Genomic DNA, 12,187 nt, shown 5'->3' with positions numbered 1-12,187 from the left:
AAAGTTCACATAAGTTTCAAAGAATTACTTATGTGAACTTTTCTTCATTCAGTTTTTAAAACTGAAAAATCTTTTGTGACTTTTGTGGTAAATGTTATTTATTTAAAAGAATCGCAGCTTCTTTTGCAGCATACGTAAAAATCATGTCTGCTCCTGCTCTTTTGAAACACGTTAAACTTTCGATGATCGCTTTATCGTTATCCAGCCAACCGTTTTGAGCTGCTGCTTTTAACATTGCATATTCTCCGCTTACATTGTAAACTGCAATCGGCAAATCAATTGCTTCACGTACTTTTGCTACAATATCTAAATAAGGAAGACCCGGTTTAATCATAATAATATCTGCACCTTCTTCCACATCTTTGAAAACCTCATTTAAAGCTTCGCGGGAATTGTGAAAATCCATCTGATATGTTTTTTTATCTTTCGGAATTTCCATATCGTCTTTTGGCGCGCTGTCTAAAGCACTTCTGAATGGCCCGTAAAATGAACTTGCATATTTTGCAGCATAACTTAAAATTCCCACATCATGGAAACCGCTCTCTTCCAACGCTTCACGAATTGCCAAAACTCTGCCATCCATCATATCACTTGGTGCCACAATGTCTGCTCCGGCTTCTGCATGCGACACAGCCATTTTTGCTAAAGCATCATTGGTAGCATCGTTGACGATTTTTCCGTTTTCAATAATTCCGTCGTGACCATAAATTGAATAAGGATCTAAAGCTACATCAGGCATAATCACCATTTCAGGAACAGCATCTTTAATTGCTTTGATCGTGTTTTGCATTAAGCCATCTTTGTTCCAAGCTTCCTTTCCGGTGTTATCTTTCAAATGATCAGAAACTTTCATATAAAGGTTGACCGATTTTACGCCCAGGGAAAATAATTCTTTACACTCTTTTACTGTCAAATCAATACTTCGTCTGAAAATTCCAGGCATTGAAGCGATGGCTTCTTCCTTATTTTCACCTTCCATCACAAAAACCGGCATTACAAAATCACTGACTGAAAGATTACATTCTCTCACCAAACCTCTCATCGATTCACTCACTCTTAGTCTTCTGTTTCTAGAATATATCATCTTTGGAATACTTTTTGAATAATTTATTGCAAATTTAATATAAGTTATATAAAAAACTATTGCGGAGAATTATATAATTTATTATTTTTGTTAGTAATATTTATGCAAACTTTACGTTGATGAGAAAACTTTTACTTTTATTTATCTTTATTACAGCTTCTATCGGGTTTTCCGGTAATTTGAAAGCGCAAATAAAAGAGCCAAATTCTATTTCCCAAAAGTCGGATGACGGCGTACTTACTGCGTATCCCAATCCTGCAAAAGACTTTTTAATGGTGAAAGCAAAAGATTCTGCTTTAAAAATAAAAAACGTTACATTTTATTCTATATTAGGAACTCAGGTTGCAACTTACAATGTAAACAGCAATACTTCCGAAATAAATATTCAGAGATTGAAGCCAGGAAAATATTTAATACGATATATCCTAAGCGATAATACTCAAAAAGTTACTCAAATAGTAAAACAATAATACCAAAATCCTGATCAACATCAGGATTTTTTCTTTTAGCAAAATTCTCTTTAATTCCGTAACTTTCGGGATATTTTTATACTAACTATAAAAACAATTTAATGCTAAAAGCTGAACATATTACTAAAACCTACAATGCAGGAAAAAAAACAGCATTGGATGATTTTAGCATCAACGTCCCGACAGGAAGTATTTACGGTCTTCTAGGACCAAACGGAGCGGGAAAAACATCTTTCATCAGAATTATCAATCAGATTACACAAGCCGATTCGGGAGAAGTTTTAATCAATGGGGAAAAACTTAATCCTAATCATATCAAAGACATCGGTTATATGCCGGAAGAACGTGGTCTTTATAAAAATATGAGTGTCGGAGATCAGATTCTCTATTTCGGGGAACTGAAAGGAATGAAAAAAAGTGATGCTCTGAATGAAGCCAAGAAATGGTTTGATAAGCTAAATATTGATCAATGGTGGAAGAAAAAACTATCTGAACTTTCAAAAGGAATGGCTCAGAAGATACAGTTCGTTGTAACTGTTCTTCACAGACCTCATCTTTTGATTTTAGACGAACCTTTTTCCGGTTTTGATCCTGTAAATGCCAATTTAATAAAAGATCAAATCATCGAACTTAAAAATAACGGAACGACTATTATTCTTTCAACGCATAGAATGGAAAGTGTTGAAGAAATGTGTGATTACGTAGCTTTAATTAATAATTCTAAAAAAATTATTGACGGAAAAGTCTTTGATGTTCGTGAAAAATTTAAGAAAAATATTTTTGGAGTTACTTTATCTGAGGTGAATGATAACCAGTTTGGTCATTTTAAAGACAAATACGAAATTTTTAACATGACTAATGAAAACAATCTGATTTCATTTGATTTAAAAAATGAAGCTGACCAAAATACTATACTATTAGATTTGGTTCATGTAGGAAAAGTAAGGTCTTTTGATGAAAAAATTCCGAGCATGAATGAGGTATTTATTAATGCGGTAAGCAATAACTCTTAATTTTATGAACAATATTTTATTAATTACAAAAAGAGAATTTCTTACTCAGGTTAAGAAAAAATCTTTCATAATACTTACTTTATTAGCTCCTTTAATGATTATTGCTTTCGGAGCGGTGATCGGATTTATGTTTAAAGCCAACGAATCTCACAACATGATTGAAGTGGTCGATAACAGCGGATTGTTTAAAGGACAGCTTAAATCTGACGATAAGATCAACTATGTTTTTATTCCCGCTGCTGAAGAAAATGCAAAAGTTAAAAACCTAAAAGGCAATGAAAATCTAGACGGAATCTTAATTCTTCCTGCTTTATCAGGGAATAATCTTGATGATATTGGAAAAAACTCAAGACTTGTGGTAAATACCAAAATTGGTCTTGATACGAAGCAACATATTATTTCCGACATTACGAATGTCATCAAAAAAGAAAAAATTAAACAACTTGGAATTCAGGAAGCTCAACTTGAAAATTTAGATCAAAGTTTTAGTTTAAAAACAATCAATGTTTCTGAAGATAATAAAGAAGATTCTGACTTGGCTTTTGGCGTAAAAAGTGTTTTGAGTATGGTTTTGATGTACGTGACATTTATGTTTATTCTAATTTATGGAGTTCGTGTAATGCGTAGCGTTTTAGAGGAAAAAAACAATCGAGTTGTTGAAATAATAATCTCTTCTGTGAAACCTTTCGAACTGATGATGGGAAAAATTTTGGGAGTAACACTGGTTGCTTTAACTCAATTTATCGTTTGGATTACAATGTCAGTTATTGGAGCATTGGTGCTAAACACAGGTTTCTCGTCGCTTCAAAAGACCATTCCCGGTGGAAATGAGGAAATGATGAGTAAGCTCGATATTGCTCAGATTGCTACTCAAGCTTCGCACAGTTTACTGGAAATGAATTTTCCTCTAATTATTTTTGTATTTATTATATTTTTCCTTTTGGGATATATGTTTTACAGTTCAGTTTATGCAGCAATTGGTTCTGCAGTTGATAACGAAACCGAGACTCAGCAATTCACTTTGTTTGCTATTCTTCCTCTTACTTTAGGAATGTATGGAAGTATTTCTGTGATCAATAATCCTGATGGACCTGTTGGCTTCTGGATGTCTATCATTCCATTCACTTCGCCTGTTGCCATGGTGGCAAGAATTCCGTTTGGAGTTCCGGCATGGCAAATTGCTTTGTCTATCGGATTGCTTTTAGGAACAACAATATTCATGATTTTCCTTGCCGGAAAAATCTATAGAGTCGGTATTTTGATGTATGGAAATAAAGCGACCTTAAAGGAAATTTGGAAGTGGATTAAAAATTAATAAAAGTCATTTAAAAAAAACTCCCGAAACAATTGCGTTTCGGGAGTTTTTGTTTGATTTGAAAAAATTTTATTCAAAAATATAACTTAAAGTTACGCTTAAAACCTGCTCAGACTTCTTTTTTGCAGCATCAGGATCCTGCGTGAAGCTTTCAACCAGATTAGGATATGTATTCGAAAGTCCTAAATCATATTTTACGGCAATTTCCAATTGTCTTTTATAGCTGTATCCTATACCTGCTCCGATGGCAAAGTTAAAACTGTTTGCTTTACCATTAATCTTCGGATATTCAGGAACCGTAACATCAGGATCATAGTAAGGTCTGCTCACCGGTGGATTCTTAACATTCTGGCTTAGCAAAAAATTGAATCTAGGACCTATTAATCCAAAGAATTCTGATTCTGCCTCAGAAAAATATCCTTTAAAATACACAGGAACGCTTAAATAATTATTTGCATATACCGCATTGTAACCATCGGCATTTTTAGAATCTTTATTTTTACCAGATTCACCCGCACCGTAGTAAGTTACTTCCGGCTGCAGATAAAACTGGTCTGCATTTCCCATAGGAATTAAAGCCAAAACACCACCCTGAAAACCGAATTTTCCGCCTGAAGGATTGTGGGCATTACTAACTCTTGAATAGTTTCCACCTGCTATAAGACCAAATCTTGTGTTTCGTAAATCAATCTGGGCGAAAGATAAAACAGAGAAAGCCAAAGCAGATGTTAATAAAATTTTTTTCATATCGTATTTGTTATAATTTATCCTAAGATTTTTGCTACAGTAGAACCGATATCTGCAGGGGAATCTACAACAGTAATACCGTTTTCTCTCATGATTTCCATTTTAGCCTGAGCCGTATCTTCATCACCTCCAACGATTGCACCCGCGTGTCCCATTGTTCTTCCTTTAGGAGCAGTTTGTCCTGCGATGAAACCTACAACAGGTTTTGTAGAACCACTCGCTTTATACCATCTTGCAGCTTCAGCTTCAAGACCGCCACCGATTTCTCCGATCATTACAACGGCCTCAGTTTCAGGATCATTGATGAATAATTCTAAAGCTTCTTTCGTTGTAGTACCAATGATTGGGTCACCACCGATTCCGATTGCGGTAGAAATTCCGTAACCCGCTCTTACAACCTGATCAGCTGCTTCATACGTTAAAGTTCCGGATTTTGAAACGATACCTACTTTACCTGCTTTGAAAACGAAACCTGGCATAATACCAATTTTAGCTTCATCAGAAGTGATGATTCCAGGACAGTTTGGCCCGATCAGTCTACAGTCTTTGTCAGCGATATAAGATTTTACTTTCACCATATCTGCAACAGGAATACCTTCTGTAATACAAACGATTACTTTGATACCCGCTTCAGCAGCTTCCATGATAGCATCTGCAGCAAATGCAGGTGGTACGAAAATAATACTTACGTTTGCTCCAGCTTTTGCAACAGCATCAGCAACCGTATTGAAAACAGGCTTACCCAAGTGCTCGCTTCCTCCTTTCCCCGGAGTAACACCACCTACTACGTTTGTTCCGTATTCAATCATCTGACCTGCGTGGAAAGTACCTTCGTTACCAGTAAATCCTTGTACAATTACTTTAGAATCTTTGTTTACTAAAATTGACATTTTATTGTTTTTTAAATTTATTTTCTTATCTATTTATTAATGCTCACAAATTTACTTATTTTTCTTTGATTTCATATAAAACCTTTATACTAATCTTTATCACATTACATAAAATAAATAGAGTACTAATATTCAGAAAATTTGGGTGCTTTATTTCCAGACTTAAACAGAGATATTAAAAACTCAAACCTAACTTTATTTAAGATATTGATTATCAAAATACAAACATAATAAATTTACTTTTTCCTGCATAAATTTAATGAAGTGATCATAAAAAAAATTATAGTTTACATCTTTAAGATTCGGAAACAAAGAGAATTTTGAACAATAGTTTCCTTGCCGTTTGTTTTTTATATGTAAATGTTTCGGAATATGAGATGCATATTACGGAATGTTAACTGTTCATATCAGAATAACAACTTATTGTGTCGGAATGTAAAATGTTTTGGTCAGAATGTCATTTGTCTGATGTGGGAAATCATCCGGACGGTTCTGAAAGCTATCTGTTTGATGAAGAATGCTATCTGTACGTTTCGGAAAATCATCTGTACAGTAAAGCATATGATCTCTCTGCTTCGGAAAGATATCTGATTGGTATTTTGAATAAATATACATATCCTATTGTATATTTTGAAGATTTGATGTAGACAAATAGCGATTCTTATCTCAAAAAGATATTTCTGTAAAAACTTTGCTTTCACCAACAATTAAAAAACACTGATATTAAAGATAAACAAAGCCGTTTCACTTATTTTTTTAAAGACAAGGATTAGAAATGCACAACCAGTTATGAATAAAAAAGCCTGATCAATAATCAGGCTGTAAATTATTACTGAGGTTTTGACTCATTGTTATGACGGGTTCCCAGGTTGGAAATTTTTCGGGAAATCTTGTAGTTTCTGTGAAATGACTGGTTGAGAACATCGTATTTTTTCATCAGTCTGTCCAGCTTCTGCAAACAGATATTCAGCTTTTTAAATTCTATTTCAAGATTCTGCGTTGCATTTTGTGTAGAATCTATGCTTACTCCCGCGTCGTATGCTTTGGCATCAAAATTATTGATGGCGGTAAGCCAATCCTGCATTTCTGTAGCAGTCACATAATCGGGATCGAGATCTGCTGTATTTTCATTGACTGTAGTATAAAGCTTATTGCAATAAATTTTTGCTTCAACACCGGTCATATTTTTAATCTTAGATTTGTTTGTGGTAAGCTGTTTGGCTAGAGGACTGTCTTTATCATCAAAATAATCTGCTGCCGTATTGGCGTATGCTACTGTAAAGTCAATCATCAATAATCTTGCGTCTGTCTTTAAGCCAGTATTTGCGGTAGTATCTGTTGTCTGTAATGTAGCAATAGCGTCCAAATTACTTACGATGGTATTCAGTTCGGCAATTCTTGCAGTAAGAGGGTTATTACCTGTATATTTTGATTGTTCGGTTGAAAAAAACTGTTTAAGCGTTTTCGCCATATCCAGTTTGTTGGATTGTTTTGTCGTCATTGTGTTTTATTTTAATTATAACAACAAATATAGAAAGTATTTTTACATACACAACACTAACGATATAAAAAACTCATCAATTTTAACATTTACCGATTGAATTGATAATTACAATTAAAACTTATTTTACATTAAACCTTATTATTTAGCCAATATCACAAGTAAATCTAAATCACATTTTTATATTAATTGATAACAAAAAGAGGTTTGTAAATTGGGTTCTTTTCGATTTTTATTTACCGAATCACATTATTTTTGATTTTAAAAAATATTTATATATTAGCCGCAGATTTTAACGAAAAAAATATAAAAGCATTCGCTTTCTTGTCTTGGTAAACTGGTAATTTTCAAAATGAACAAGAATAGCAATGTTCACGCTTGGCGTGGACTTGTCTATTTGTTCATTTAGGTATACCAGTACCTCCAAGACAGTAGATATAGCTCCACGCCTTTCTATTTTCTATATAAGTAACGGTGATAAATTTCAATTAAAAATAATACGTCACTTTCTGTCGCATTGTAGATTGACATTTGCATTAAGGAAGTTGAAAACATAAAAACAAATGAAATGAGAAAAGAACTTTTAAAATTAAAAAATCATCAATTTTTAATCAACCTTATGGTTTTCCTCATAGTAGAAAATAAATATATTTTTATATTAGCAAAAATTTAATAATCATAAAAAACTCAAATAATGAAAAAATTCTACATGAGTGCATTCTTATTATGTACCGTCACGGGCTTTTCAGCTCAGGAAGTTTTGTGGCAGAAAGACATCAAATCCAATACCCAGGATTTTCTTTCACAAGTCACCACAACAATCGATCAGCAATACCTGATTACGGGAAGCAGCATACAGGCAGGAAGCGGGAAGCTTGGTTCCGGAAGTTCAACTGCAACCTCAAAACAAAACAACGGTTACGATTTCCATCTCGTAAAACTCAATCAGCAAGGTCAGGAAGTCTGGGAAAAATATTTCTCGGGACAGAATCATGACTTTCTATCGGCAACGGTGGCTACACAGGAAGGTGGATTTCTTCTATGTGGAACTTCATTTTCAAACAAAGGCTTAGACAAAAAAGAAGATTCTAAAGGCGGATCTGATATCTGGCTGATCAGAATCAACGAATTTGGGGATGAACTCTGGCAGAAAACTTTGGGAACATCACAGGATGAAGAAGCTAAATCTGTCATTCAAACCACGAATTTCGGATTTATGGTGGCAGGAAATGTACAGAATTCTTCCAACGGTTTTGGATCTAAAGATGTCACGGTAACCACACTGGATAAAAACGGGAAAGTGCTTTCAGAATTAATTTTAGGAGGAAGAGGACTGGATGAGGTGGAAAAAATCATTCCCACTCCGGATGGTGGAGCGTTGCTTGGGATGTACTCGAGAAGCGGAGCTTCATCTATGAATAATAAGCAATCAGTAATGAGTAATGGCAATTCGAATGCAAAAGGAGGCTCATCGGATATTACTAATTACCCATTACCTATTACTCATCCGAAATCTACCAACAATTTCGGCGAAGGCGATTTCTGGATCGTGAAGCTTAACAAAGACGGAAAAGTGGAATGGGAAAAGAATTTCGGAGGAAAAGGCGATGATCATTTGAGATCGATGGCTTTTACTTCATCAGGATATATCATTGGTGGTGAATCGAGATCGGAAAGATCAGGAAATAAAACCGTAGGAATTGAAGAAGGAACGGATGTCTGGTTGATTTCTTTAGATGCAAGAGGCGAAGAACAGTGGCAGAAATCCTATAATTTCAAAAACCGTGATATTCTGATGGGCATGAATGTGATCAATGGGATGCGGGATGCCGGAAGCGGGGTGAAGGGAGTAAGTCCAATCAAAGGAATATTGTTGGGAGGCTATACGCAAGCCGAAGGAAGAATAGAAGCTGATGATGAAACTTTTTGGATGCTGTATGTAGACAATAACGGGAATGAGCAGTGGAGAAAACACGTAAAAGGAGAATCGAGAAAGAAGGAAGAGAGACTTTCTGATCTGAAAATGAATAAAGACGGTTCGATTGTTTTGGCGGGAACGAGTGCTGAAGAACTCGGAAAAGAAAACTGGAAGATTGTAAAACTGGGAGACAGCCAGATTGACCAGTTGATCGAAAAGCAGGATATTAAGATCTATCCGAATCCGGTGAGTGATTACTGTTATGTAGAGATTGGGTTTGAGGGCTTGAGAGATGGAGCGTTTGAGGCAGATATCACGATATATGATATGGGCGGAAGGCAGCTTCAGAGTCTGAAGACTAAGAATAAAGTGACTAAAATAAATACGCAGAATCTGATTCAGGGAGCTTACCTGATTGTGGTGAAAACGGATAATGAGAAAACTGCGAATGCTAAATTGATTAAAAAATAAAACACTTATGAGAAAATATTCATTATTGATATTGGCTTTTATAGGCAACTTGTTTCACAGCCAGTCTCAAAGCCTTAATACGGGAGTAAATCAGCCTGTACCTTCTGTGTCATCAATGGCTACTTATGCTAATGTTCCTGTATCTATACAAACGGGGATACCTAATATATCATATCCATTGATAAACCTGCCAACAAATAGTAAATCTATCAATATAAACTTAGGGCTGAGCTATCATACCGGAAACATTACTCAGGATGCATGGGCGAGCGATACCGGTCTGGGTTGGTCTCTATTGGGATCGGGAAGCATATCAAGAGAGATCATGGGTGATTTTGATGAATCATTTGAGGATGCATCTAATATGCATTACGTTAAAAATCCGTTCGACGATATTTATAATTTTAATATTCCGGGGGAGTCCGGAAAATTTAGAGTGATAAGAGATATTGCCAACAATACTTTCCAGATCATCAAGCTTTCACCCTATAATGCGAAGATAGAATATACCAGAACAGGCAATACAGCCACCTTGGTATTTGATTCTTTTACGATCACCAATGATGAAGGAATTAAATTTAAGTTTCAGAATTATAACATCTCGACCATGAATGTATTTTTGGGAACAACCTTTAATCATGGTGCTGTATACAGTAATAAAAGATATAGAAGCGTATTTTTTCTCAGTACAATACTCGACCCGGATAATCAGGAGATTGTAAAGTATACTTATCTTACAGATATAAAATATCCGCTAGGTATGGGGACTCAGTTTTCAGAATCTGAAACCAACAAACTGACCCGCATCGAAATAAAAGACCGGGCTGTGGTAGAGATCAACTATGATAAAGATGAAACCCACCATAAAAAGAATGATATCTTCAGCATCAAAAATATTTTTATAAAAACTCCCGGCAATACTACTGTAAAAAAATATACGTTTGATTATTCTTACACGCCTTACCGTACGCTGAATTCTTTTACACAATTTGACAGTAGCCAAAATGTAGTTCAGACATCGAGATTTAGCTATCAGGATATACAAAGTACAGATACCGGTGGCGGACAGCTTACAGCCAAGGCAATAAGAAGATCGAGCCTGTCTACAGGTGGAGCTGTAGAATACAACTTTGATCTTCTGCCGTATTTTTACAGAGATACAGTAAAAACAGTAATGCCTCCGGAAATTGACATTGCCAATGTATCTTTTGACCAGATCAACACCACCACCAAAAAATATTACTTTACCATTGCTCAGGATAAAGAAGTCAATATAGAAATCTACGCTGCACAGCTTTCGGCGCATCCGTGGTCATTGAGTTTCTACAAAAAAACAGGAAGCAATTATCAATCTGTAACTTCTGTAGGACCGGCTTTTGATCCTGATCCCAACTATGCGGTCTTACAGACAAGAACGCTCACAGCAGGAGAATATTATGTCTCTTTAAGCAGTCCGGATCCTGCACTTACTTTGAGCAATGCAGTAAGCTTCAGAGCCTTCTATTACGACGGTTCACCTACACAGATTACTGTACAGATTCCTGAAAACGGGCTTTTGAGAATAAAAAACATCAAATATTTTAATCTGGACTATGCGAGTGTAAATAATTTTTCGGTACCGGTAAAAACAGAAGAATATGAATATACACGGTTTGATAATCCTTCATTATCCAGCGGATATTTTACAGAAGGAGGTACTCTTAACGGAATCAACATGGCAAACCCCATCGTTATTTACAAAAATGTGAAAATTTCCGGTGGTAACGGGTATACGAAATATTATTTTAAAGCTCCGGATGATTACCCGCTCACTTCATATTCTTTCTGGCCAAATTATACCGTAACACGGGAAGGCCTTCTTGATAAAAAAGAAGTATACAATACTTCTCATCAGAAAGTATCGGAAGATAATTTTGAATATACCTTTCAGGAATATAACGGCCCCGAATATCTTGTAGCACCTTTTCACGGTAATTTTGCAGTAAAAACGACATGGATAAAGGATGAGAAAATACGCTCAAAAATGTTCTACAACTCTGCAAATACAGAAACTTCCAGCGAGGTAATAAGAAATATTCATAATTCTAAGACCAATCTGGAAAGAATAATATCATCTGACGGATCTGTGCAGGAAACTACCTATCAATATCCTCTGGAGAAAAACAATCTTAAACTTATTGCTGCCAATATGACTGGAACACCTCTGGAAGCAACCGTAATTAAGAAAAAAAATATTTCAGATACAGGAAAACTGATCTCTAAATCTGAAACAAAGTATGACGATCCCAATCATCTTTTCCCTACCTCTGTTGCAGCTCTTGATGCAAGAACGAACATCATTTCTACAGAGATTACCTACAATAAGTATGACAGCAAGGGAAATCTGCTGCAGTACACCACCAAAGAAGGTATCCCTGTAGCGGTTGTCTGGGGATACGGCAAAACCCAGCCTGTTGCCAAAATAGAAGGCTTTACCTACGATCAGGTTTCAGCTTATATTTCAGACATCGTTACCAAATCTGATGCAGATACGGATGCATCTTCTGAGCAGGTTTTTGTGAATGCTCTGGATGCTTTCAGAAATCTTCCTGCGTTGGCTGATACACAGATTACAACCTATGTATATGATGTGCTTATAGGAATGAAAAGCATGACACCGCCTTCCGGTGTGAGAGAAATCTATCAGTATGATACCGCAGGAAGGCTGGATAAGATTATTGATGAAAATGGTAAAACCATCAAAAAATACAAGTACAACTACAAACCATAGTCAATTTA

At 35.5% G+C, this 12,187-nt stretch carries 10 protein-coding genes; 6 read left to right on the top strand and 4 right to left on the bottom strand.

From position 1 onward, the window contains the following. Nucleotides 1-94: 94 nt before the first annotated feature. Entirely contained in the window at nt 95-1,084 is a 990-nt protein-coding gene (hemB, locus tag ACOOWA_RS11895; protein WP_421375471.1) for a porphobilinogen synthase, read from the bottom strand. 119 nt (nt 1,085-1,203) lie between these two features. Here hemB and ACOOWA_RS11890 point away from each other — a divergent pair, with 119 nt between their 5' ends. The 3 genes from ACOOWA_RS11890 (at nt 1,204) to ACOOWA_RS11880 (ending at nt 3,882) form a co-directional block, all read left to right on the top strand. After that, on the top strand, nt 1,204-1,554 hold the full coding sequence (locus ACOOWA_RS11890) for a T9SS type A sorting domain-containing protein (protein ID WP_421375470.1): 351 nt from the start codon (nt 1,204-1,206) through the stop codon (nt 1,552-1,554). A gap of 101 nt (nt 1,555-1,655) precedes the next feature. Beyond that, nucleotides 1,656-2,567: an ABC transporter ATP-binding protein gene (locus tag ACOOWA_RS11885; protein WP_421375469.1), complete on the top strand. Its 912-nt coding sequence runs from the start codon at nt 1,656-1,658 to the stop codon at nt 2,565-2,567. Between the two features lie 4 nt (nt 2,568-2,571). Then, on the top strand, nt 2,572-3,882 hold the full coding sequence (locus ACOOWA_RS11880) for an ABC transporter permease (protein WP_421375467.1): 1,311 nt from the start codon (nt 2,572-2,574) through the stop codon (nt 3,880-3,882). Nucleotides 3,883-3,951: 69 nt separating this feature from the next. Here the strand turns inward: ACOOWA_RS11880 and ACOOWA_RS11875 are convergent, their stop codons facing one another. Together ACOOWA_RS11875 and sucD are read right to left on the bottom strand one after the other, a co-directional pair. Further along, a complete protein-coding gene (locus ACOOWA_RS11875; RefSeq protein ID WP_421375465.1) occupies nt 3,952-4,629 on the bottom strand; it encodes a porin family protein in 678 nt (225 codons plus the stop codon). A gap of 17 nt (nt 4,630-4,646) precedes the next feature. Then, on the bottom strand, nt 4,647-5,519 hold the full coding sequence (sucD, locus tag ACOOWA_RS11870) for a succinate--CoA ligase subunit alpha (protein ID WP_421375464.1): 873 nt from the start codon (nt 5,517-5,519) through the stop codon (nt 4,647-4,649). A gap of 425 nt (nt 5,520-5,944) precedes the next feature. Here sucD and ACOOWA_RS11865 point away from each other — a divergent pair, with 425 nt between their 5' ends. After that, nucleotides 5,945-6,166 (top strand): hypothetical protein, encoded by a 222-nt coding sequence (locus tag ACOOWA_RS11865; protein ID WP_421375462.1) that lies wholly within the window; start codon nt 5,945-5,947, stop codon nt 6,164-6,166. A gap of 182 nt (nt 6,167-6,348) precedes the next feature. Here the strand turns inward: ACOOWA_RS11865 and ACOOWA_RS11860 are convergent, their stop codons facing one another. Beyond that, on the bottom strand, nt 6,349-7,020 hold the full coding sequence (locus tag ACOOWA_RS11860) for a hypothetical protein (RefSeq protein ID WP_421375461.1): 672 nt from the start codon (nt 7,018-7,020) through the stop codon (nt 6,349-6,351). Between the two features lie 694 nt (nt 7,021-7,714). Here ACOOWA_RS11860 and ACOOWA_RS11855 point away from each other — a divergent pair. Further along, nucleotides 7,715-9,409, top strand: a complete 1,695-nt coding sequence (locus ACOOWA_RS11855) for a T9SS type A sorting domain-containing protein (RefSeq protein ID WP_421375460.1) — start codon at nt 7,715-7,717, stop codon at nt 9,407-9,409. Nucleotides 9,410-9,416: 7 nt separating this feature from the next. After that, nucleotides 9,417-12,179 carry a hypothetical protein gene (locus ACOOWA_RS11850; RefSeq protein ID WP_421375458.1) on the top strand — a complete coding sequence of 921 codons (2,763 nt, stop codon included), beginning with the start codon at nt 9,417-9,419 and terminating at the stop codon, nt 12,177-12,179. Nucleotides 12,180-12,187 lie beyond the last annotated feature (8 nt).

Origin of the sequence: Chryseobacterium sp. GP-SGM7 (genome assembly GCF_049166575.1) — a bacterium.
Taxonomy (GTDB): domain Bacteria; phylum Bacteroidota; class Bacteroidia; order Flavobacteriales; family Weeksellaceae; genus Chryseobacterium.
Note: the sequence above shows the minus strand (reverse complement) of the source record. Positions and strands in the feature narration are given on the sequence as shown.

What these genes read in the sequence shown, in the direction of transcription:
- ACOOWA_RS11885 (WP_421375469.1), top strand. Translation starts at nt 1,656, where the DNA reads ATGCTAAAAGCTGAACATATTACTAAAACCTACAATGCAGGAAAAAAA.
- sucD (WP_421375464.1), bottom strand. Translation starts at nt 5,519, where the DNA reads ATGTCAATTTTAGTAAACAAAGATTCTAAAGTAATTGTACAAGGATTT.
- ACOOWA_RS11875 (WP_421375465.1), bottom strand. Translation starts at nt 4,629, where the DNA reads ATGAAAAAAATTTTATTAACATCTGCTTTGGCTTTCTCTGTTTTATCT.
- hemB (WP_421375471.1), bottom strand. Translation starts at nt 1,084, where the DNA reads ATGATATATTCTAGAAACAGAAGACTAAGAGTGAGTGAATCGATGAGA.
- ACOOWA_RS11890 (WP_421375470.1), top strand. Translation starts at nt 1,204, where the DNA reads ATGAGAAAACTTTTACTTTTATTTATCTTTATTACAGCTTCTATCGGG.
- ACOOWA_RS11850 (WP_421375458.1), top strand. Translation starts at nt 9,417, where the DNA reads ATGAGAAAATATTCATTATTGATATTGGCTTTTATAGGCAACTTGTTT.
- ACOOWA_RS11855 (WP_421375460.1), top strand. Translation starts at nt 7,715, where the DNA reads ATGAAAAAATTCTACATGAGTGCATTCTTATTATGTACCGTCACGGGC.
- ACOOWA_RS11860 (WP_421375461.1), bottom strand. Translation starts at nt 7,020, where the DNA reads ATGACGACAAAACAATCCAACAAACTGGATATGGCGAAAACGCTTAAA.
- ACOOWA_RS11880 (WP_421375467.1), top strand. Translation starts at nt 2,572, where the DNA reads ATGAACAATATTTTATTAATTACAAAAAGAGAATTTCTTACTCAGGTT.